Source organism: Hydrogenophaga sp. L76, from assembly GCF_057654755.1.
On record NZ_CM172807.1, the window covers coordinates 2,307,937 to 2,328,871 of the forward strand.

At 67.0% G+C, this 20,935-nt stretch carries 20 protein-coding genes; 2 read left to right on the forward strand and 18 right to left on the reverse strand.

Annotation, left to right across the window (positions count from 1 at the left end; genetic code table 11):
- Positions 1 to 52: 52 nt before the first annotated feature.
- Positions 53 to 391 (forward strand): MarR family winged helix-turn-helix transcriptional regulator, encoded by a 339-nt coding sequence (locus AC23D4_RS11060; RefSeq protein WP_472887604.1) that lies wholly within the window; start codon positions 53 to 55, stop codon positions 389 to 391.
- Between the two features lie 98 nt (positions 392 to 489).
- Here AC23D4_RS11060 and AC23D4_RS11065 read toward each other — a convergent pair whose 3' ends face one another.
- From AC23D4_RS11065 to AC23D4_RS11080, 4 genes are all read right to left on the reverse strand, one after another.
- Entirely contained in the window at positions 490 to 1,314 is an 825-nt protein-coding gene (locus AC23D4_RS11065; protein ID WP_472887605.1) for an SDR family NAD(P)-dependent oxidoreductase, read from the reverse strand.
- Positions 1,315 to 1,343: 29 nt separating this feature from the next.
- Positions 1,344 to 2,573: an MFS transporter gene (locus AC23D4_RS11070; RefSeq protein WP_472887606.1), complete on the reverse strand. Its 1,230-nt coding sequence runs from the start codon at positions 2,571 to 2,573 to the stop codon at positions 1,344 to 1,346.
- A 63-nt stretch (positions 2,574 to 2,636) separates the two neighbouring features.
- A complete protein-coding gene (locus AC23D4_RS11075) occupies positions 2,637 to 2,927 on the reverse strand; it encodes an antibiotic biosynthesis monooxygenase family protein (protein ID WP_472887607.1) in 291 nt (96 codons plus the stop codon).
- Positions 2,928 to 2,940: 13 nt separating this feature from the next.
- On the reverse strand, positions 2,941 to 3,951 hold the full coding sequence (locus AC23D4_RS11080) for an SMP-30/gluconolactonase/LRE family protein (protein ID WP_472887608.1): 1,011 nt from the start codon (positions 3,949 to 3,951) through the stop codon (positions 2,941 to 2,943).
- A gap of 174 nt (positions 3,952 to 4,125) precedes the next feature.
- On the opposite strand from AC23D4_RS11080, the gene AC23D4_RS11085 reads away from it, so the two are divergent.
- Positions 4,126 to 5,049: a LysR family transcriptional regulator gene (locus AC23D4_RS11085; RefSeq protein ID WP_472887609.1), complete on the forward strand. Its 924-nt coding sequence runs from the start codon at positions 4,126 to 4,128 to the stop codon at positions 5,047 to 5,049.
- Here AC23D4_RS11085 and AC23D4_RS11090 read toward each other — a convergent pair whose 3' ends face one another.
- From AC23D4_RS11090 to AC23D4_RS11155, 14 genes are all read right to left on the reverse strand, one after another.
- Entirely contained in the window at positions 5,050 to 5,796 is a 747-nt protein-coding gene (locus AC23D4_RS11090) for an SDR family NAD(P)-dependent oxidoreductase (protein WP_472887610.1), read from the reverse strand.
- A 32-nt stretch (positions 5,797 to 5,828) separates the two neighbouring features.
- Positions 5,829 to 6,962 carry an FAD-dependent oxidoreductase gene (locus AC23D4_RS11095; RefSeq protein WP_472887611.1) on the reverse strand — a complete coding sequence of 378 codons (1,134 nt, stop codon included), beginning with the start codon at positions 6,960 to 6,962 and terminating at the stop codon, positions 5,829 to 5,831.
- 32 nt (positions 6,963 to 6,994) lie between these two features.
- Positions 6,995 to 8,152, reverse strand: coding sequence for an alpha/beta hydrolase family protein (locus tag AC23D4_RS11100; protein ID WP_472887612.1), 1,158 nt, complete (start codon positions 8,150 to 8,152; stop codon positions 6,995 to 6,997).
- A gap of 14 nt (positions 8,153 to 8,166) precedes the next feature.
- Complete coding sequence (locus AC23D4_RS11105; protein ID WP_487623607.1) at positions 8,167 to 8,517, reverse strand: Rieske (2Fe-2S) protein; 351 nt, start codon at positions 8,515 to 8,517, stop codon at positions 8,167 to 8,169.
- A gap of 8 nt (positions 8,518 to 8,525) precedes the next feature.
- Entirely contained in the window at positions 8,526 to 9,458 is a 933-nt protein-coding gene (locus tag AC23D4_RS11110; protein ID WP_472887614.1) for a VOC family protein, read from the reverse strand.
- Positions 9,459 to 9,485: 27 nt separating this feature from the next.
- Complete coding sequence (locus tag AC23D4_RS11115) at positions 9,486 to 10,430, reverse strand: NAD-dependent epimerase/dehydratase family protein (RefSeq protein ID WP_472887615.1); 945 nt, start codon at positions 10,428 to 10,430, stop codon at positions 9,486 to 9,488.
- Entirely contained in the window at positions 10,427 to 12,280 is a 1,854-nt protein-coding gene (locus AC23D4_RS11120; RefSeq protein ID WP_472887616.1) for a phytoene desaturase family protein, read from the reverse strand. The genes AC23D4_RS11115 and AC23D4_RS11120 overlap by 4 nt, the downstream gene beginning before the upstream one ends.
- Positions 12,281 to 13,273, reverse strand: coding sequence for a fumarylacetoacetate hydrolase family protein (locus tag AC23D4_RS11125; protein ID WP_472887617.1), 993 nt, complete (start codon positions 13,271 to 13,273; stop codon positions 12,281 to 12,283).
- Between the two features lie 19 nt (positions 13,274 to 13,292).
- On the reverse strand, positions 13,293 to 14,057 hold the full coding sequence (locus AC23D4_RS11130; protein ID WP_472887618.1) for an SDR family NAD(P)-dependent oxidoreductase: 765 nt from the start codon (positions 14,055 to 14,057) through the stop codon (positions 13,293 to 13,295).
- 14 nt (positions 14,058 to 14,071) lie between these two features.
- The gene (gene hisD, locus AC23D4_RS11135) at positions 14,072 to 15,364 is read right to left on the reverse strand and encodes a histidinol dehydrogenase (protein WP_472887619.1); all 1,293 of its coding nucleotides are present in this window, start codon (positions 15,362 to 15,364) and stop codon (positions 14,072 to 14,074) included.
- 152 nt (positions 15,365 to 15,516) lie between these two features.
- Positions 15,517 to 15,966, reverse strand: a complete 450-nt coding sequence (locus AC23D4_RS11140) for a VOC family protein (protein ID WP_472887620.1) — start codon at positions 15,964 to 15,966, stop codon at positions 15,517 to 15,519.
- A 26-nt stretch (positions 15,967 to 15,992) separates the two neighbouring features.
- Positions 15,993 to 18,446 carry an efflux RND transporter permease subunit gene (locus AC23D4_RS11145; RefSeq protein ID WP_472887621.1) on the reverse strand — a complete coding sequence of 818 codons (2,454 nt, stop codon included), beginning with the start codon at positions 18,444 to 18,446 and terminating at the stop codon, positions 15,993 to 15,995.
- 4 nt (positions 18,447 to 18,450) lie between these two features.
- Positions 18,451 to 19,563, reverse strand: coding sequence for a WD40/YVTN/BNR-like repeat-containing protein (locus AC23D4_RS11150; RefSeq protein WP_472887622.1), 1,113 nt, complete (start codon positions 19,561 to 19,563; stop codon positions 18,451 to 18,453).
- A gap of 9 nt (positions 19,564 to 19,572) precedes the next feature.
- Positions 19,573 to 20,928: a DUF1329 domain-containing protein gene (locus AC23D4_RS11155; protein ID WP_472887623.1), complete on the reverse strand. Its 1,356-nt coding sequence runs from the start codon at positions 20,926 to 20,928 to the stop codon at positions 19,573 to 19,575.
- Between the last annotated feature and the right edge of the window lie 7 nt (positions 20,929 to 20,935).

Below are 20,935 nucleotides of genomic sequence, written 5' to 3' on the forward strand. Positions count from 1 at the left end.
AATCTTTTCCCTTGAATGGAAGGTGACGGTGCGCCCGCCACGGCGCCCATGCATGCTGCGCATGCTGCAGCTGTGCCAACACCAGCCCGGCATCACCCAGCAGGGCCTGGCCCTGCTCACGGGTCGCGACAAGGGCCAGGTGGCCCAGCTGGTGAAGGAGCTACTGGATGAGGGGCTGCTGCTCCGCGAGGACCACCCCGACGACCGGCGCAGCCACCGCTTGCTGCCCACGGTCGCCGGACTTGCGGCGGTTGAGCGCTTCGAGACGGCCGACGCGGGTGTGGCCGAACTGATCTTTGGCGATTTGAGCGCAGCCGAACTGACCGCCCTGACCGAACAGCTCACCCGGCTGAAAGACCGGCTGGACGAGCGCCTGACGCGGATTGATTGACGGTGCTTTGCAGGCTGGACGGGCCCACGAGAATAAGCGACCCGAATGTCGCTCGACCCTGAAGACTCATTTGCCCGGGACGGTGAACCCAGCGAGCCTCACCAGGCGGTAGCGCCAGCGTCGATGTTGAAGTCGGCAGCAGTCACCCAGGACGCCTCGTCCGAGGCGAGGTAGATCGCCAGCCAGCCGATGTCTTCGGGTTGGCCCAGACGCCTGATCATGAACTTCTCCAGCGCCTGCTCTTTGAAGCCCGGTACGTTGTCCAGCGGATGGCGTGTGGCCGCCGATTCGACCAGCGCGGGCGAGATGGTGTTGACGCGGATGCCGTGTGGCCCGCCTTCCATCGCCAGCTGGCGGCTCATGGCCAGCACCGCCCCTTTGCCGGCACAGTGCGCCAGCGCCGGTGACAGCGGCAGCGCCATGCGGGCGTTGGCCGACGCGAAGTTGATGACCGAGCCACCACCGCGTTGTTTGAGAAGGGGCCATGCCGCCTGGCACGCCAGGAACACGATGTCCACTTCACCGGTGAGGGTCTTGCGCCACTGGCTTTCGTAGTCCATCTGCTCCAGCCACTCGAACGCACCAAACGCTGCGGCATTGACCAGAATGTCCAGGCCACCGTGCAGCGCCATCACACGGTCGAAGAGCTGGCGAATGAGCGCGGGCTGCGTGAGATCCAGCGGGTGCAGGCTGTGGATGGTCAGCCCCTCGGCCGCCGCCGCGGCCACGGTGGCCTCGGCGCTGGCCACGTCGATGTCGCAGCCGATCACACAGGCGCCCTGCTGGGCAAACATCAGCGCGATGCCTCGGCCGATGCCCGCGCCGATGCCGGTGACCACCGCCACTTTGCCGTTGAGTCGGTCGCCCCGTTTGCTGGGCTTGGCAGGTTTGACCCTGTGACCCACATCAACTTGGCCTTGCATGGCGTTCTCCGTGTTGGCAGACAGTCAGATCAGCGGCCTTTCTTCAAGATACCAACCACCAGCGCGACCAACCCCAGCCCCATGAGAACCTGACCCTCCAGGCCGATGGCCAGGGCGCGGGCACCACCCAGGTGCTTTTCCAGCCAGACGATCAGGATGGGATTGACAAACATGCCAAAGAACAAGCACGACTGAAAGGCCCCAGTGCCCATGCCGCGGCGCGAAACCGGCAGATCGCGCATGTTCCAGGTCACCATGGTTGGCAGCAGTACACCGGCGCCCAGACCGTTGAAAAATCCGGCCATGGTCAGGCTGCCGTAGCTCGTGGCCGACTGCATCATGAAGAAGCCCAGGCCTCCCAGCAGACAACCGAACGCCAACTGGAATGGCACCTTGAATCTCTGCGCGAGCACCCAGCCGAACAGCAAGGTGCCGCTGATCACCCCCAGGCTGTTGATGCCATAGGCCATTCCGATCTGCGACGGTGACTGCACGCCGATGTCACCGTGGAGATAACCGAAGTGCACCGGCACCGTCAGGAAAACAATGCCCAGCATGACCGCGAGCAGACAGACAAATGCCAACTGGCCCGGCCGAAAGGAATCAGTGTCCAGCCGGAGCTGCTCTGTCGTCATGCTGGCCCGGTTTTTGGGCTCCCACAGATAGATGACCATCAAGGGTGCGAGGAGCAGGCTGATGGTGAATACGGCATAGGGTGCCCGCCAGCCGTGTTCGGCGATCATGCCGCCCACGTTGTTCAGCAAGAAGGCCGATGTCGCCGCCACGGTGGTTTGCAGCGACATCATGCGTTCGCGTTTGGCACCCTCGTAGTAGTCGCCGATCATCGTGGTGCTGACGGTCATCAGCACCGCCTCCAGGATGCCCAGCGCGAAGCGGCTGGCGATGATGGCCGGCAGCGAGTCCAGCAACATGGGTGCAGCACCGACCACCGCGTAGAACGCTGTGGAGCTCACCAGCAGGCGCTTGCGGCCGAAACGGTCAGCCAATTCACCAACAAAGACGCTCAGCGCCGCCATCATCAGCATCGGTGCGGTCATGGTGAGCGGGACCAGGTAGTCCGCGCCGGGCACATCTTTGAAGTGAGCCTGCATTTCCGGCAGACTGGGCCCCAGAATGGCCGTCACCAGCACGGTCAGGCTGGCCGTCACGAGCAGAATGAAAGCCTGAATCAGGCGAGGCTGTGCAGGGATTTCCGCCGACAGCGACCTCTGAGAGGCCAACGAATGTTGAATGGTCATGGATGTCTCCTGGTTGTAGGTCTGGATACGCGTTCTGATGAACGCTGGTTCGGTGAAAGGGCGCTAGCGGACGGCATGGAAGTGCTGGATCAGCGGAGTCTCCACCAGGAAGCTTTGCAACAGCGCCATCCACCGTTCGTACTCGTTCGACTTGCGAAACCCCAGGGTGGCGTCTTCAATCGCTCGCCACTCGATCAACAGCACGTAACTCTGGTCGCTGTCCACCGAGCGTTGCAGGTCGTGGGAGAGATAGCCCTTCATGCCCACCAGCAAGCGCTGTGCCTTGGCAAACGCAGCTTCAAAGCCGGGCTGTTGCCCCGGACGGATTGCAAATGCAGCGATCTCCAGCGTCACGTTGATCAATCCGTTAACGCGTATGCCAGTGCGACAGCGGCAACCCCGCCACCGGTGACCGGAAGTACGGCAGGCTGGTCCCCAGCAGGCTGCCCAGGTACACCGTGCGCAAGTCGGGACCGCCGAAGGTCAGGCTGGCCATCCACGGCGCCAGGCTACCTTTGCAGCTGGCCATGACCTCGGGCGTCATGGTCCCGTCGTAGAAGTGGCGATCAAACTCGGCAACGACCTCGGGCTTGCCGTCGTCCAGCAGCGTGAGCAACTCGCCCTCGGGTGTCAGCGCCACCAGCCGCTCGGCCATGATCAGGGTGATCCAGAGGTTGCCGAACGCGTCGAACGCAAAGCCGTCGGGAATGCCACCCAGGTTGGACGGACCGAACACCTCGCGGTCGCTGCAAGAGCCGTCCGCCGCCACCCGCAGGCGAGAGATGCGCCGGGCATTCGACTCGACCACATAGAGCCACTCCTCCTTGGCGTCGAGGCGGATTTCGTTGGTCCCGACGAAACCGTCGGCAACGATCCGGATGCCCTTCTCGTCGATCAGGCCGACGTAGCCGTCCGGCGCCTTCTCGTTGATCGACCGGGTCCAGGGTTGCAGGCGCGTGGTCACGGTGAACCAGATGCGCCCCCGGGAATCGGTGAGCACGAAGTTGGTCTTGCCCAAAGGCTCGCCGTCGATGCGGTCGTGCAGGGTTCTGGACTGCCCGTCGCGGGTCATCAGCTCGATCGCATCGGTGCCGAAGTTGGCGATGAGGATGTGGCCGTCCCGGTCAAACGCGATGCCGTTGGGCAGGCTGCCGCCCATGAGCATCGCGGCGGCGTTCAGGTCGCGGTCGGCCACGCCCTGCTGACGAATCAGCGCCTGGCTGCCGTCGTTGTTCAGCTTCATGACGCCACGCGCGTCGGCGGTCCAGAGCGTGCCATCGCGCTCGGCCAGGATGCACTCGGGGCGCTGAAGATCGACACCCCTTGTGCGGATGTCGGATCGATCAACCTGCCAGCCCTTCAGAGGATTCTTTGTCATGCTCATGCGATTGCCTTGGTGAAAGTGCACGCATGGTATGCATCCGTTCTCGGGCGCGGAAATCGTATCTCGCGATGCAGCGCATCAGGAACCCACATATCAGTGCAAACCCTTGATGGCCCCGAAATCGCGCGAGACATTTCTATACTGCCGCCACACCACCACCGCGACACCATGCGCTACCAACGCCTCGATCTGAATCTGCTGACCGCGTTGCGCGCATTGCTCACCGAACGCAATGTGACGCGCGCAGGCGAACAGCTGCACGTCACACAGTCCGCCATGAGCGGCATGCTGGCCCGCCTGCGGGAGTACTTCGATGACCCGCTGATCACGCCGGTCGGACGGCGCATGGAACTCACGCCATTGGCCGAGACGCTGGTGGAAAAGGTGAACGACCTGATGCTGCGACTGGACGCCACGCTGTCCATCCGGCCCGAGTTCGACCCGGCCAGCTCACGCCGGCACTTCTCCATCGTCGCGTCCGACTACCTGACCCAGGTGCTGCTGCTGGACGTGCTGCGCGACGTGCACCAGGAGGCGCCCGGGGTGACCGTGGAATTCCATCAGCCCAGCAACATGGCCGCCACCGAACTGGAAAACGGCGAGGTCGATTTCGTCATCAACCCGGCGCGCTTCACGACCCCCAACCAGGCGTCCATCGATCTGTTTGAAGACAGCTACCACGCGGTGGTGGACCGCGACAACACGGCGGTCGGTGACCGTGTCACGCTGGCGCAGTTCAAGGCCCTGCGCCACATCACGATGCAGAACAACGGCAGGCCCCACTTCGAGTCCTGGTTCGTCAGCGAACACGGCGCACCCCCGCATGTGGAGGTGGTGGTCAACAACTTCGGCTTGCTGCCGCTGCTGCTCAAGGGGACGATCCGCGTGGCCACGCTGCACACGCGGATGGCGATCCAGGTCGCCCAGCAGTTTCCGGTGCGCCTGGTTCGGCTGGATTTCGAGGCGCCCCGGCTGATCGAGACGCTGCAATGGCACCGTTACCGCGACCTCGATCCCGGCAGCCATTGGCTGCGCGAGAAGATCATCGCCCAGGCCCAGTCCCTGCCGGCGCTCGACCAGATCGGCGTCTGATCAGAAGCCGAAACCGCCCCCGTCCACGTTCATCACCTGGCCGGTGTAGAACGCAGCGTCGTCGGACACCAGGAACGCCAGCGCCCCAGTGAGATCGCCAGGCACCTCCGTCCGCGGGATGAACTGCCGGGACCTCACGGCCTCGAAAGCCTGCTCCGGCAGGTTGGCCGCGCTGCCGGGGTGGCGGGTCAGCCCGGGCGAGATCGCGTTGACGGTGATGCCCTGCCCGCCCAGTTCACTGGCCAGCGCTCGGGTCAAGCCGATCACCCCCATCTTGCTGCAGGCATAGGCGCTCATGCCGGGTGGCGGCCCCCACACCGTGCTGCTGGCCAGGTTGACGATGCGGCCCCATCCACGCTCGGCCATGCCGACACTGAAGGCCTGCGCGAGCAGGAAGGGCGCGTCCACATTGACCGTCATGATCTGTCGCCACAACGCGGCAGTGATTGTCTGTATCAGTGCCATGGGCATGAAGGCGGCGTTGTTGACCAGCACATCGACCCGGCCTGTCAGCGCCAGCGCCGAGGCGGCAAAGCGCTGCACGTCGGCCGCGTCCGACAGATCGCAGTTCATCGCCGTGGCCTGCCCGCCCATCGCATCGATCTCCCGCGCCAGCGCGTCGCAGGGTTCGCGGTCGGTCAGGACGAGGCGATGCCCCATGCCAGCCAGTCTCAGCGCAAAGGCGCGACCCAGGCCGCCCGCAGCGCCCGTGACCACCGCCGTGCGGCCGTTGAAATGGATGTCCATGTGTGTCTTCTCCAAGTTCCCAAAAAACAGTTTCAGAGCGGCGCACGCAGACGGGTCTGGGTGTCGCGCATGATGGCCGTGTGCTCCTCCAGCGAACCACCGGCCTGCTCGATCTGACCCATGCGGCCCGAGGCGGTGACGACCAGGCGCGAGCGGTCGTAGTGTCGCCCGGCGTAGGCCAGCAGCGCCCCTTCCAGATAGTGTCGGCGGCCCAGTTCTTCGGCCAGCACCAGGGCACCTTCGACGGCGATGCCGGCCCCCGAAGCCAGGTGAGGCGTGGTGGCGTGCACCGTGTCGCCGAGCAGCACGATGCGGCCCTTGTGCCAGGGGCCCGGGATCATGTGCCCGGCCAGCGGACGGTAGAGCACCCTGGCATCCTTCAGGCGGCCGTTGCGCAGGCCATCGCGGATCTCGCCCACCTGGCCGCCGAATTCCTCCAGCAGCTCGGCCAGCTTCTCGGGCCATTCGGCGGGATCGATAAAGTCCATGCCCGCGCGTTTGTCGAGCACGAACAGGTAACACTCGGTGGCGCTGATCGGGTTCATGCCCGCCTTGGTGGTCGCGCCCATGTAGATGGTGCTGTTCTCGCGCTGGCGCGGCACCACCGCGCGCCACGAGCCCTGGCCGCTGAACCGCGGTCCTGGGAACTCGGGCATGACCAGTTTGCGCACGGCGGAGTTGACGCCGTCCGCGCCGATCACCAGGTCATAGCGCCCGGTCGAACCGTCGGTGAACACGACATCCACCCCCTCGTCGTCCTGCACCATGGTCTGGAAGCTGAGCCCCAGCCGCACCCGGGCGCCGGCTCGCAGGGTGGCATTCCCCAGGATGTCGGCCAGCACCGGCCGCATGATGCCGCCGGCACCGGGCAGCTCTTCGGCGCCGGTGGCGGGAGCCACCGGCACGGTCATCCGCAGGTCCCCTTGAGGACCACAGATGTCCACCGCGTTCCAGTGTCCGCCCTCGCGCAGCACCTCGTCGATGACGCCGACCTCGCGCAGCGCGCGCAGCGTGGGGCCGCTGATGGTGATGCCGGCGCCGTCGGGCGCCCAGTTGGGGTTGATCTCGACCAGGTCGACCGCAACGCCCTGTTTGCGCAGCTGGATGGCGGCGCACATGCCGCCCACGCCTCCGCCGACGATGAGTGCGTTCTGAATGAGTGCCATGTTCTGTCCTCCTGAAATGATCGATAGATGGGTCACACCGTGCGGCCGCCGAGTTGCTCGGCCAGCCAGTCGGCGATCTGGTTGCCGGCGTTGTGGGGGTTGTCCAGCGAGCTGTGCTCCACGCCGCCGGTGGTCTGGTCGAAGATGAACAGGTCCTTCCTGGGACAGTTCACCAGTTGTTCGTAGCTCTGGTGTGCATACTTCAGCGGGATCTGGCGGTCGTTCTCGCCGTGCGTGATCAGGAAGGGCACGGTGATGCGGTCCATCACGCCGTTCAGGTGCATGTGTTCTGCCTTGACCAGGAAGTCGTCCATGTCCTTGGCGCCGAACACCCATTGCACGTGCTTCCAGTAGTGCGGCACCGGGTTCTCGCCCTCGCGGCGCAGGCGCGCCTGCTGCACCTCGCGCCAGTCGTGGTTGGCGCCCCAGACGGCACCGCAGGCAAAGCGCGGCTCGAAGGCCACGGCGCGCGGGCAGTAGTAGCCGCCCAGCGACACGCCCAGGGCGCCGATGCGCTGCGGGGCCACCTCGGGGTGCTGCACCAGCCAATCGACCACCTTCGAGGCCCAGACTTCCGTGTTGTGCACCGCCGGCAGCTTGTGCAGGCGCAGCGCTTCGCCGGTGCCGGGCTGGTCGATGAACAGGGCCGACAGGCCGCGGCGGGCGAACATCGTGCCCATCACGCTCTTGGCCAGCATCTCCTTGGTGGAGTCCAGGCCGTTCATCACGACCACGGTGGGCGCCGGGCCGCTCACGCCCTCGGCGCGCACCAGCAGGCCGGCGAGGTGGGTGCCCTCATAAGGAATCTCCACGCGCTCGCAGTTCTCGCGGCCATGCTCACGCGCCAGCGCAAACAGCGCCAGCGAGCGCTGGTACATCGCCAGCCGGGCCTCAAAGCCATGCGCCTGCATGCGCTCGGCGATGCCGTGGTACAGCGCGGCACGGCCGAACTTTTCACCGGCCGAGAGCTTGTGCCCGCGCAGCAGGTCGGCTTCGGCCAGTGCGATCAACTGGTCGCCGCCGCGCTTCCAGGCTTCATAGAACGCCAGGGTGCCGGGGTCGTCGCCGGCGCGGGCCGCTTCCAGGATGGGCGCGCACATCGCGTCCACCTCGCCGATGTTGCCGCCGTGGGTCAGCGCAATCATCGTGGACAGGCTCCACACATAGTTGCTGGGGAAATACTGGAACATGGGAATTCAGGCTTTCAGTCAAAAAGGGTGGGCAACTCGGCGGGCACCCACACCGCGCCGTCGCGCAGGCGTGCCGGCACCTTCACCAGGTGTTCGCCGAGGCAGGGACCCGCAAAGCAGCGGCCGCTGCGAATGTCGAAGTGCGCCGAGTGCGCGTAGCAGACGATGTGGCCGCCGTCGCCCGAGAGGAACTGGTCCTGCCGGTACTCCATGGGCCGGTGCTCGTGGGGGCAGTCGTTGAGCCAGACGAAGACCTCGTCGCCCTGGCGCACCACACACAGCCGGTCGTCAAGCCCCTCACGCAACAGGCCGCGTGAACCGCCGTCCGGGATGTCGGCCAGCGCGCAGAGGCGTTGTTCGGCCATCGGGGGCATCACTCTCCCGGCGCCCACTTGGGCTGGGCGCCGAACAGGAAGATCTGGGAGTTGTCCTTGCCCGGGTCGCAGCTGCGCGGCACCCAGTGCTCGTCGTGCAGGTCCATGTCGGCGTCGATCTCCATCACGGCGCCGAAGGGGCTGTTGAAGTACCAGAAGTGGTTGCTGCCCAGGATGTGGCGGCCCGGGCCCCAGAAGCTCTTGTAGCCCTTGTTGACGAAGTTCCAGCCGTGCTGCAGCACCTCGGCACACGACCCCAGGTGGAAGGTGAAGTGGTTGCAGCCGACCATGTGCTCGTTCTGGCGCTCGATCATGAACAGGGTGTGGTGGTCCTGCGTGCCGGCCGGGCGCATGAAGGGACCGAGCTGGTTGAAGCGGTCGGTCACCACGAAACCCAGACGGGCGTAGAAGGCCTCGGCCTTGGCCACGTCGGGCACGAAGTAGACGACATGGCTCAGGGAGCGTGGCTTGATGACCTCGTCCGGGTTGGCGGCGCAGTCGTTGGGCGCGCGGCCGGGCGGCTGGCCGGGCACGTTGAAGCCCAGGAAGCGCGCCCTGTAGGGGCGGCGCACGGTGGTCTGGAAGCCAATGGCAAAGCCGCCGTCGTCCATGGTGCGCAGCACGCCGTCGGCGCCCTGCGCCACCGGCCGGTCCTGGCTCAGATCGGCCTTCAGCGCAGCCAGCGTGTCGGCGTTGTCCACACCGTAAATGGTCTCGCGCAGGCAGGGCGAATGGGCGCCCGGCGGCAGGGGCGGCAGGCTGGGGTCGTTCGAGTGGCGGATGGTGATGGACGTGCCGTCCAGCGCCGCGAACACGCCGCCCACGGCGGGGTCGAAGCTGACTTCGTCCAGGCCGTAGTCGAGCAGGAATTGGCGCGAACCCGCCATGTCGTCAACGCCAAAGACCAGGGTGTCGAGTCCGAGGATGTTCATGTTATTTCTCCTTGTGTGCGCGGCGGCTCAATCGGCCATGGCGCGGGTGATCAGGGTCTGGATGTCGCCGTCGTTCGCCAGGCCCAGGGCCTCGGCCTGCGGTGTGGCCAGCGGCGGGTAGGCGGCGAACAGCTTTTCGATGAAGGGATCGGGCTGGTACGTGACCAGGGCCTCACGGTCGGCGCCGAAGCGCTGGGCCAGCGCGCTCACCAGCTCGCCCACGGTCAGGCGCAGCACCGGCATCTGGTAGCTGCGGCGGGGGTTGAGCCGTGCGGGGTCCACGGTGGCCGCGTGCAGCAGGTTGTCCACACAGGCGCCGACCGAGATCCACCAGGCCACGCCCTCGGCACTGACAGGCACGGTGAGGGGCTCGCCCTCCGCCAGCTTCCAGAACAACTGGCTCATGAAGGCGCTCATCATCCCGGCACCGTCGCCCGGCCGCGCCACCACGCCGGGCAGGCGCAGCGAGCAGCCCTGCACCCAGCCCTTGCGCGTGGCGTCGGCCACCAGGTACTCGCCGGCCAGCTTGTGGGCGCCGTAACTCAGGCCCGGGTTGGGCAGGGTCTGCTCGTTGACTTCGGCCGGCAGGTGTTCGCCGTAGACGGCGATGGTGCTGGCGAAGACGAAACGGGGCGGCTGGGCCTGCGTCCTCAAGTCCTCCAGCAGGCCCAGCGTGGCGTCGAGGTTGATCGACCGGCCCAGCTCGTAGTTCTTCTCGGCCGCACCACCGGGCACGCTGGCCAGGTGGAACACGGCGTGCACCGCGCCGTCATAGGCTCGGGCGCGCACCGCCGGGTCGGCGATGCTGCCTTCGATCTGGCGCACGCGGTCATCGGTGGGGGGGGTCGCGAAACCCACGTCCATGAGGCTCAGGCGGGTGACGGGGCGCCCGCCGATGCCGTCGCTCAGCAGCCGCTGGACCAGCACCTGCCCGACAAACCCTTCGGAGCCGGTGACCACGACATGCGTCATTCGCCACCCCCCTTGCGGAACGGCAGGGACGCCAGGAAGGCCAGCTTGGACAGGCCGAGCATCTTCAGACCGGCGCGGGCCGACGACGCGTCCAGCCGCGCTTCCATCGGCATGGTGCCGAAGCTCTTGCCCTTGATGACCAGTTCATCGCCGACGCGGTCCATCGACTCGACGTGCATCAGCTCTTCGTCGGCCGCGCCGCGCAGGACCATGCCCTGTTTCTTCGCCGCAGCGAGCGTGGCCGGCACGCCCGTGTCTTGACGGCTGCCGCCAGTCACGGCGCCGAAGTCCATGCCCAGTTGCTCGAACATCCTGATGGCCGTCGCGCGGCCGGCGCCGTAGACGCCGCCGCCCGGATGCTGGAACGGCCCAGCCAGGTACAGGCGCTCCACACCGGGCACGGTGAACTGCCCCAGGTCGGGCGTGGGCCGGTGCCCGGCGCTCTGGTAGAAGTACGGCGCCACGCCGTGCAGGTCGCCGCGCATCATGCTGTTGGGGCTGGAGCGCTCCAGGTCCACCGGGCTGACGATGCTGCGGGCGATGATGTTGTCGCTGGTGAGGTTGCTGACGAACCGGCGGTAGTGCGCAAGCGACAGGTCACCGATCTCTTCCTTGAACTCGTCCCAGTGCTTTCCCGACCATCGCTTGTCCTTCACGCTGTAGGGCGCGAAGGTGATGCCGTGGAACATGCCGGCGCCGGCCGGCACGCGGGTCTTGTCGCCAATGCTCTCGTCGCCACCCGCGCACAGGCGGCGCTCGGTGATCTGGCCCCGCTTCAGACCGTCGAAGTCTTCCAGCATCTCGTCGAGCTTGTCGGTGGCCATGAACTCCAGCATGGTGGCCAGGCCCACGTCTTCGCCCGCGTGAAACTGGCAGTTTTCCTTCAGGTCGTAGTGGCTGACCATGATGGAGAACGGCGCCAGCGTGGCGCGCTCGGCGCGTTGCATCACCGGCTCGGGCACGCCTTCAACGAACTTGCGGATCACGTGCGGGTGGATGGCGCCGATCACGGCGTCGCGGGCCATGATCTGCTCGCCGTCGCTCAGGCGAACACCGGTCGCGCGGCCGCCCGAGGTGAGGATCTGTGCCACCTCGGCGTTGCAGCGCACCTCGCCCCCGTGCGATTCGATGCAGCGCACCAGCGACTCGGTGAGCTTGCCGCTGCCGCCAATGGGTTGGCTCACGCCGTAGGTGTGGATGATGCCGGGCATCAGCAGCACGCCCATGCCGGTGCCCAGTTCGTTGGGGGCCTGCAGGTTCTCGCTCACCAGCCGCAGCAGGTGGATCTTGATCTTGTCGCTCTCGTAGAGCTGGTTGACCAGGTCCAGGCAGTCGCGGTTCATGTAGTCCAGCATCAGCCGGCCTTCATCGCTGCGGTCCAGCATGGCCACCAGCTCGCCCAGCGGCGGCGGTGGCGCGTAGAGGCCGGGCATGAACATCTGCAGCACGCCCTGGCTCATCTTCACGAAATTGCGGTAGGTCTCGGCGTCTTTCGGCGAGACCTGGGCGAAACACGCGCAGGTCTTGTCGATGTCTTTGTAGGTGTAGAGCACCGACTGGTCGGGGAAGATGGTCGCGTGCGGCACCGGCGAGTAGTGGTACTTCAGGCCGTGCTGGCTCAGCAGACCGAGCTCGTCCTGGCGCAGCATGGGGTTGCCCTGGATCATGATGTGCACGCTGCTGTGCTCGTCGTGCCAGTAGCCGGGGGTGTTGAGCTGCTGGGTGGAGACGCCGCCACCCGGATAGGGCTTGCGCTCGAGCACCAGCACCTTCTTGCCGGCCTTGGCCAGGTAGGCCGCGGCCACCAGGCCGTTGTGGCCTGCGCCCATCGCCACGATGTCGTGTGTCATTTATTGCTCTGCCTTGAAAGGAACGAAGCGGTGGTCCACCGCGCCGAAGATGGATTGCCCTTGCGCGTCTTTCGCTTCGAAGCGCAAGCGGTCGCCCCACCGCAGGAACGGCGTGGTGGAGTCGCCGGTGCTGATTTTCTCCAGCGCGCGCTTCTCGGCCAGGCAGGCCGAGCCCACGGTGCGCGCGGCCCGGTTGCTGACCGTGCCGGTGCCCAGGATGGTGCCGGCGCGCAGGTTGCGGTTCAGGCCCAGGCGGGCCAGCAGCTCGCCAAAGCTCCAGTCCATCTCGCGGCCGTTGGGGTGGCCGAACCACTCGCCGTTGCGGCTGACGTGCATGTCCAGGTGGATGCGGCCATCGGCGCCCCAGGCCTCGCCCAGCTCGTCGGGCGTGACCGCCACCGGGCCGAACACGGCGGCCGGCTTGGCGTTGATGAAGCCGAAGCCCATCTGCAGCTCGCGGAACAGGTGCGCGCGCATGCTGACGTCGTTGAGGATCATCACCAGGCGGATCTTGCTGGCGCAGACCTCGGGGCTGCTGGCCATCGGTGTGTCGTCGACGATCACCGCGAACTCACCCTCGAAGTCGCCGTTGTCGGCCTCGCTGTGCAGCGGGTAGTCGTCGCACGGGCCCCAGAACTCGTCGCTCTGGCGCTGCACCAGCACCGGGATGCCCGGCGTCTTCTTCACCGACAGCTGGTACGCCTCTTCCATGATGTTGCCGTGGTTCAGAAAAGCCGAGGCATCGACGAACTGGTGGGTGCGCGGCAGCGGGGACATGGCCTGGGTCGGATCGAAGTCGAAGGCGCCCGCGGCCTGACCCGCGTTGAGCTGCGCGTACAAGGCCTGCAGACCGGGCTCGACCTGGCTCCAGTGCTCGATGGCGTGTTGCAGGGTGGGCGCCACGGCGGCGGCATCCACGGCGCGCTGCAGGTCGCGCGAAACGATCACGAGGCGGCCGTCGCGGCGGCCGTTTTTGAGGGTGGCGAGTTTCATGGTGTCTTTCTGGTGGTGTTCATGCCAATGGCCGGCCGCCATCGACCGGGATCACGGCGCCGGTGGTGAAGGTGAGGTGGGTGGCGGCGGCCACCACGGCGGCGGCGACCTCTTCGGGCTGCGCGAGGCGCTGCAGCGGGGTCCGGCTGGCCTGCTCGTCGCGCCAGCCCGGGTCCATCGACTTGACGAACTCGGTGTCCGCCAGACCCGGCGAGACCGACAACACCCGGACCTGCGGCGCGAGCGCGCGCGCCAGCGATTTCGTCATGTTGTCCACCGCCGCCTTGGACGCGCAGTACATGACGTTGCTGCCCATGGCGGTGACCGCCGCGATGGACGAGATGTTGACCACCAGGCCGGTGCTGCCGTCGGCGCGGGGCGCGGCCAGCAAGGGACGCAGCGCCCGTATGGCGGCGAACGGCCCACGCACGTTGGTGCTGAGAATCTGGTCGATCAGCGCGTCGTCCAGGGCATCGAGATCGGCGTGCGGCACGAAACGCGTCGTGCCGGCACAGTTGACCAGGATGTCGCAACGGCCATAGCGGCGCTGCACCTGATCGGCCAGCTCGGCCAGGGCGGCGCTGTCGGTCACCGGCGCCTTCAGCGCCTGGTGCGGCAGCGTGGCGACGGGCAGCTGCGCCGCCAGGGCCTGCGCCGGGCCTTCGGAGCTGTTGTAGCCCAGCACCACGGCGCAACCGGCGCGGGCCAGCCCCAGGCAGATGGCCTCACCAATGCCGCCAGCACCGCCCGTCACCACCGCCACGCGGCCGTCAAGCATCGTCATGCTGCTGTCTCCGCTCAGGCCGCCGCGGCCGTCTTGAAACGGCGCACACGGATGTCGGCCTGCTCCTTGTGGCCGCTCATGTGTTCGTAGCCGCACAGGCGCGAGCAGTACTCGCCCACCATCACCGAGGCCTCGTCGCTCAGCACGCGCTGGTAGGTGTGGGTCTTGATGAACTTGCCCACCCACAGCCCGCCGGTGTAGCGGCCGGCGCCCTGCGTCGGCAGCGTGTGGTTGGTGCCGATGACCTTGTCGCCATAGCTAACGTTGGTGCGGTGGCCCAGGAACAGCGCGCCGTAGCGCGTCATGCGCTGCAGGTACCAGTCGGGGTCCCGGGTCATCACCTGCACGTGTTCGGAGCACAGGCGCTCGGCCTCGGCCAGCGCCTCCTCGTCGGTGTCACACAGGATGATCTCGCCGTAGTCGCGCCACGACACGCTGGCGATGGGCGCGGTGTCCAGGCGGGCCAGCACGGTCTCGATGGCGCCCGGCAGTTCGGCGGCGATCTTCTGGCTGGTCGTGATGCAGTAGGCCGGGCTGGTGGGGCCGTGCTCGGCCTGGCCCAGCAGGTCCACCGCCACCAGCTCGGCGTCCACCGTGTCGTCACAGATCACCATGGTTTCGGTGGGACCGGCGAACAGGTCGATGCCGACGCGGCCAAACAGCTGGCGCTTGGCTTCGGCCACGTAAGCGTTGCCCGGCCCGACGATCATGTCCACCGCCGCGATGCTTTCGGTGCCGATGGCCATCGCCGCCACCGCCTGCACACCGCCCAGGCAATAGATCTCATCGGCCCCGGCCAGGTGCATGGCGGCCACGATCTCGGGGCAGGGCTGGCCTTCGAACGGCGGCGCGCAGGCGATCACGCGCTTCACCCCGGCCACCTTCGCCGTCAGCACGCTCATGTGGGCGCTGGCGATCAACGGGTACTTGCCGCCGGGGATGTAGCAACCGACCGAGTTCATCGGGATGTTGCGGTGACCGAGCACCACGCCGGGCAGGGTCTCCACCTCCACGTCTTTCATCGACTCGCGCTGGATGGTGGCGAAGCGGCGGATCTGTGCCTGCGCGAACCGGATGTCGTCCAGCGCCTTGGCCGGCACGCGGGCGATGCAGCTGTCGATCTGCGCCTGGGTCAGGCGGAAGGTGGCGGGCGACCACTTGTCGAACTGGGCGCTGTACTCGCGCACGGCCGCGTCGCCACGGGCTTCGATGTCGGTCAGGATGCCTTCGACGGTGGCTCGCACCTGCGCATTCATATCGGCCTTGATGGCGGCCGGTTTGCCTTGTTTGATGATCTGGATGGACATGATTCTTCAGGGCTACAAAGTGGGTGGAAGGATTCGAGGGCGCCAGCGGCAAACCCTCGGCTGGGTGGATTCGGGTGCGATGCTAGGTAGGCGGCGCTGTCTGCGGAAATCGATTCTCTGGATGGACGGCATCGCAGTGGCTCATACCAGGGTCAACCCTGATGCGTGCGACGCGACTCGAAAGGCTGCAGGAACTCCAGCAGGTTGCCCGCGCAGTCGCGCACGAAGGCCGTGGGGTTGCCGTCGATGGTCACCTCGAAGGCAATGTCGGCTCCCGCCGCACGCAAGGCGGCCATGGCGGCCGGCACATCGGGCACCTCAAAACACATGTGCTTGTTGCCGTGGGTCTTGAGGTCGAGGTTGGGCACGCGGCGGTCCGGTGGCAGCGCCGCAGCGCCCTCCACCTGGAAGATCTCGATCCGGAAATCGCCCCGTTTCACGAAGGCGATGTGGGCCGGGATCTTGTCGATGAACAAGCGTTGTTCGACGGAGAAGCCCAACATGCGCTCGTACCAGGACAAGGCGGCGTCCAGGTCGGGGACGCTGATGCCGAAGTGGTGGGGTCGAAGGCGGCCGATGGCGCAGGTCAGTGATTCGGTCATGGCAATGGCGATGACAATGGGATCGATCAGGCTGGGATCGCAGTGGAGTGGGCGGTGGCGGTGACCACGGCCTGCGACGGGGTGCCGGGCGCGCGGGCGCTGGCGTGCACCAGCGGCCGGAGCAGCCAGTGCGACAAGGCCGGCAGCAGCACCAGCGCACCCAGCATGTTCCACAGGAACATGAACGCCAGCAACAGTCCCATGTCGGCCTGGAACTTGATCGGCGAAAACACCCAGGTGACCACACCCACGGACAGGGTCAGGCCGGTCAGCATCACCACGCGCCCCGTGAAATGCAAGGCCACCCGGTACGACTCGGACAGGGTCGCGCCCTTGCGCAGCTCACCCATCATGACGCTCAGGATGTACAGCGCGTAGTCCACACCAATGCCCACGCCCAGCGCAATGACCGGCAGCGTGGCGACCTTGACGCCCATGCCCAGGGCCACCATCAAGGCTTCGGCCAGCACCGAGGTCAGCATCAGGGGCAAGACCGCGACGACCACGGCGCGCCAGGAGCGGAAGGTGATGAAGGCCAGCGCCACCACTGCGGCATAGACCAGCAGCAGCATGGTGTGCCAGGCCTCCCGGACCACGGTGTTGGTGGCGGCCTCGATGCCCGCGCTGCCCGCCGCGAGCAGGAAGCGGGCCTTGGGGCTGTCGTTGTGGGCGGCAAAGTCTTCGACGCTGGCGATCAGCCCGTTGAGCGTGGCGGCCTTGTGGTCCTTCAGGAACGCACTGACCGTGAGCAGGCTGCAGGTTTCGTTGTAGAGGCCCCGGGGTGCGGTGCCGGTGACCATGTTCAGCATCGCCTGGTTGGAGATCAACTCCAGCCACTTGGGCTGCCCCTCGTTGAGCCCGGTCAGCACCAGGCGGTTGAGCCGCGCCAGGGACTGGGTGGACTCCACGCCGGGCAGTTGCTGGAGCTGCCACTCCAGGGCATCGACACGCATCAGGGTGTCGTAGTCGGCGCACGCGCCTTCGGGCGTCTTCACCATCACGGCAAACACATCGCTGCTGGCGCCGTAGTGGGCGTTGACGAAGGCCACGTCGCGGTTGTAGCGGGAATCGGCCCGCAGCTCCGGCGCCCCCGGATCCAGGTCGCCGATGGCGAGGTGGCGGCTGGTGGCGTAACCCACACCGGCCAGCAGCAGGCTGATCAGCACGGTCGGCAGCGCCCAGCGCCGCTCGGTGAAGCGCTCCAGCGTGGCCCACAGCCCGCTGCGCTCGTGCCCGTCGGCCTGCGCAAAGGCCTGCTCGCTGCGAACGCTGCGCGCGGCCGCCGCCGGACTCACGCCGGTGTAGCTCAACAGGATGGGCAGCACGATGAGGTTGGTGAAGATCAGCACGCCCACGCCGATGCTGGCCGCCACCGCCAGCTCCCGGATCACCTGGATGTCGATGGTCAGCAGCACGGCAAACCCCACGGCGTCGGCCACCAGCGCGGTCAAGCCCGCCAGGAACAGGCGCCGGAAGGTGTAGCGGGCGGCGATCCACTTCGGCACGCCACGACCGATGTCCTGCATGATGCCGTTCATCTTTTGCGCACCGTGGCTCATGCCGATGGCGAACACCAGGAAGGGCACCAGCATCGAGTACGGGTCCAGCGAATAGCCGAGCGTGGGCAACAGGCCCATCTGCCAGACCACGGCGATCAGCGAGCTCAGCACCACCAGCGCGGTGGAGCGCACGCAGCGCGTGTACCCATAGACCATGGCGGCGGCAATGGCCACGGCCAGGGCAAAAAACACCAGCACCTGTTGCAGGCCCGCGATCAGGTCGCCCACGATCTTGGCGAAACCGGTGATGTGCAGGCGCACACCCCGGGCCTCGAATTCGGTGCGCAACGTCTCCAGCCGCTCCGACAGGGCCACGTAGTCGAGCGCCTGTCCGTCTGCGGTGCGGGCGAGCAGCGGCATGTGGATCACGCTGGACTGTCCGTCCAGCGCCACGATCTGACCGATCTCGCCCGAGCGCTGCACGTTGGTGCGCAGCGCCTGCAGGCTGTCGGGGGATCCGTCGTAACCATCGGGGATCACGGGGCCGCCCTCCAGCCCCTCCTCCGTCACGCCGGTCCAGCGCATGCTGGGTGTCCAGAGCGATTTCATCGCGGCACGGTCCACCCCCGGGATGAGAAACACCTGGTCGCTCAGGGCGCGCAGCGTCTCCAGGTGGGCCGCGTCGTAGATGTCTCCCCGGGGGTTGACGACGGCGATGCGCACCGCGTTGCCCAGGCCCTTCAGGTCCGACTGGTGGGCCAGCCAGTTCAGGATGTAGGGCTGGCTTTGGGGAATGGTCTTTTCGTAGTTCGCATTGAGCGTCAGGCGGGTGGCCTGGAAGCCCAGCAAGGCCGTGATCAGCGCGCAGATCAGCAACACCACGATCCGGTGGTTGAACAGCGCGCGCTCCACGAGCGAGCCGGAAAGCCGGTCAAAGCTGCTGACCTGCTCGCTGGAAAGGATTGGGGTCGAGGGGGTCATGGTCTCAGCGGGCCGTCGTGGCCGGATCGTGGGGGACGCGGGTGATGCCATTCCAGCCAGCCATCAGCAGGCTGCCGTCGGCCAGCCGCAGGAGGCTGGCCGGCTGCTGCGCCGCGGTGGTGCCGACCAGGCCCAGCGCGTCAGCGCCGGGACGGGGCTGCAGCAACTGCCCGGCCTGGTTGGCCAGCCAGACCTGGCCTTGGGGGTCCCGCAACACACCGGTGATGCTCACGGGCGCCTGACCGGTCAACGCGGTCCAGGTCTTGCCCTGGTCGGCACTGCGCCAGACATTCCCGCGCAGGCCGGCGACCAGCCAGGCGCCATCGGCCTCGCGCGTGACGCCAAAGAAGCTGCCGGCATAGGGGGTGGCGACGGGCTGGAAGTTCAGGCCGCCATCGCTCGAATGCATGAGCAGGCCCTGCTCACCCGCGATCAGCACATCGTCTTGCGCCTGGTCGAACCCGTACAGGTGGGCGGCCTTGGGATTGGGCAAGCGGGTGCTGACCGATTGCCAGGACTGGCCGCCGTCGCGGGTGGTCAGCGCGAGGTTGAACGCGCCCACCACCCAGCCTTCGCGCTCGTTGCGGAAGTGCAGCGCCAGCAGCGGCTTGTCCGCGCCTTCCTGCACCGCCCGCTGCGCTTCGACCAAGGCCTTGGCGTCGCCGCTGGCCTGGGCCTCCTGCAGCATCAGCGCTGCGGCACCGTGGCCGTCGAGCTGGCGGGTCCAGTGTTCACCACCGTCATCGCTGCGCAGCACCACACCGTAGTGGCCCACGGCCCAGCCCGTGCGCGGGGTGACGAACTGCACCGCCACCAGCGTGGCGCTCACCGGCACACTCTGCGCCTGCCGCCAGGTGGCCCCGGCGTCGTCGGACAGCAAGACCGTGCCGCGCTCGCCCACGGCCACAACCCTCGAACCGGCCGACGCCAGGCCCAACAAGGCGGCGCGAGCGGGCGCGGTCAGTGCGATGGCGGGCCGGTCCAGCGGCGCGGGCAGCGGCGCCCGCGCGGTGCTGGCCACCGCGCCACCGAGGCAGGCCACCACCAGCGCAGCACCGGCCACACCCACACGCTTCCCTCGCCTTAGCGCGGCGGACCACAACGTTGACGTGTGCATGTTCAACACTCAGCGGATCGAGTCACCGGCGAGCGCTTCGGGGGTGAAGGTCGTGTCGGGGTAGCGCGGCATGATCTTGTACTGCTCGGCGGCGTCGTTGAGGGCGCTGTCGTGGTACCAGGCACCCGAGATCAGGTCGTAGAAACCAAACTGCTGCGGCGACGTGGTGCCAGGCAGGTCGGGCATCACCACCGGGTTGGAGAAACCCATCTGCCAGAGCTGGCCGTTGGCGTCCCAGTGGTCGGCGAGGGTCGCGATCCAGGTGTCTTCGTCGAGGTAGTAGCGGCGCTTGGGCGACACGTGGCGCTTGCCGGCGGCCACGGTGGCCTCGATCACCCACACCCGGTGCAGTTCCCAGCGCGTCGCGTCGGGGTTCAGGTGGTGCGCCAGCAAGGCCTTGTCCTCGGGCACGGTCAGCAACTTGTTGCCGTTGTACGGGATCAGCATTTCCTTCTTGCCAACGATCTTCCAGTCGAAGCGGTCGAGACGACCGTCGAACACGTCAGTCTGGTCGAACGTGGCCACGCCAGAGCTGTTGGGGGTGGGGGTGTCGCAGCAGGCATTCGGCACCTTGCGCACGCGGCGCTGGCCTGTGACGTACACCCAGACCTGGGTCTTGTCGCCGTTGAAATGCTGGCGACCCACGACGCCTTCGCCGGCACGCAGCGCCGGGCCGGTGGTCTGGATGCGGATCGACCAGTGCTGGCCATCAAACTTGTCCGCACTGCCGTCCTTGAAGTAGTAGGGCATCTGGAAGTCGCCCGAGGAGATACCGGTGGTCACGTGCTTGCCGTCCGAGGTGGTCTGCACGCCCTTGATGGCCACATGCCAGGCCTCGCCGCGCCAGCGCAGGACGTGGTTCCACATCGCTTCGGCGCCGCTCTTGGGAATGGGGAACGGAATGCCACCGTAGGCGTTCGCCGGCACCATGTCCTTGAGCTCTGCCTTCACCGCGTTCCTGGCCGTGTTGTCGTAGACCCACTGCGGCGCGGCGGCGGTGCGGCGGGTCGGGTACACGTCGACGCGGAAGCTGTCGGGGTACTTTTTGAGCATGGCCTTGACGCCATCGCTCAGCTTGTCGGCGTGCTGATCCAGGTTCTTGGCGGTCACCTGGTACAGCGGCTTGTCGGCGGCAAACGGGTCGGCGCGTTTGCCGCCGTTCTTGAAGCCCGGGATCGGCGTGGTGTAGCCACCGCTCCACGCGGGAATGCTGCCGTCCTTGTTGCCGGCCTTCTCGGCGCCCAGTGGCGTCAGCTCGGTTTTCAGCTTGGCGGCCTCCTCGGCGGTGACGGCGGCCCAAGCGGCAGGCGCTGCGGCCACGGCCACGGCCAGCGCGGCCAGGGGAATGAGTTTTTTCTTGAACATGATGGTG

Coding starts and splice junctions, on each gene's coding strand:
- AC23D4_RS11060 (WP_472887604.1), top strand. CDS start 53: ATGCTGCGCATGCTGCAGCTGTGCCAACACCAGCCCGGCATCACCCAG.
- AC23D4_RS11065 (WP_472887605.1), bottom strand. CDS start 1,314: ATGCAAGGCCAAGTTGATGTGGGTCACAGGGTCAAACCTGCCAAGCCC.
- AC23D4_RS11070 (WP_472887606.1), bottom strand. CDS start 2,573: ATGACCATTCAACATTCGTTGGCCTCTCAGAGGTCGCTGTCGGCGGAA.
- AC23D4_RS11080 (WP_472887608.1), bottom strand. CDS start 3,951: ATGACAAAGAATCCTCTGAAGGGCTGGCAGGTTGATCGATCCGACATC.
- AC23D4_RS11085 (WP_472887609.1), top strand. CDS start 4,126: ATGCGCTACCAACGCCTCGATCTGAATCTGCTGACCGCGTTGCGCGCA.
- AC23D4_RS11090 (WP_472887610.1), bottom strand. CDS start 5,796: ATGGACATCCATTTCAACGGCCGCACGGCGGTGGTCACGGGCGCTGCG.
- AC23D4_RS11095 (WP_472887611.1), bottom strand. CDS start 6,962: ATGGCACTCATTCAGAACGCACTCATCGTCGGCGGAGGCGTGGGCGGC.
- AC23D4_RS11100 (WP_472887612.1), bottom strand. CDS start 8,152: ATGTTCCAGTATTTCCCCAGCAACTATGTGTGGAGCCTGTCCACGATG.
- AC23D4_RS11105 (WP_487623607.1), bottom strand. CDS start 8,517: ATGGCCGAACAACGCCTCTGCGCGCTGGCCGACATCCCGGACGGCGGT.
- AC23D4_RS11110 (WP_472887614.1), bottom strand. CDS start 9,458: ATGAACATCCTCGGACTCGACACCCTGGTCTTTGGCGTTGACGACATG.
- AC23D4_RS11115 (WP_472887615.1), bottom strand. CDS start 10,430: ATGACGCATGTCGTGGTCACCGGCTCCGAAGGGTTTGTCGGGCAGGTG.
- AC23D4_RS11120 (WP_472887616.1), bottom strand. CDS start 12,280: ATGACACACGACATCGTGGCGATGGGCGCAGGCCACAACGGCCTGGTG.
- AC23D4_RS11125 (WP_472887617.1), bottom strand. CDS start 13,273: ATGAAACTCGCCACCCTCAAAAACGGCCGCCGCGACGGCCGCCTCGTG.
- AC23D4_RS11130 (WP_472887618.1), bottom strand. CDS start 14,057: ATGACGATGCTTGACGGCCGCGTGGCGGTGGTGACGGGCGGTGCTGGC.
- hisD (WP_472887619.1), bottom strand. CDS start 15,364: ATGTCCATCCAGATCATCAAACAAGGCAAACCGGCCGCCATCAAGGCC.
- AC23D4_RS11140 (WP_472887620.1), bottom strand. CDS start 15,966: ATGACCGAATCACTGACCTGCGCCATCGGCCGCCTTCGACCCCACCAC.
- AC23D4_RS11145 (WP_472887621.1), bottom strand. CDS start 18,446: ATGACCCCCTCGACCCCAATCCTTTCCAGCGAGCAGGTCAGCAGCTTT.
- AC23D4_RS11150 (WP_472887622.1), bottom strand. CDS start 19,563: ATGCACACGTCAACGTTGTGGTCCGCCGCGCTAAGGCGAGGGAAGCGT.
- AC23D4_RS11155 (WP_472887623.1), bottom strand. CDS start 20,928: ATGTTCAAGAAAAAACTCATTCCCCTGGCCGCGCTGGCCGTGGCCGTG.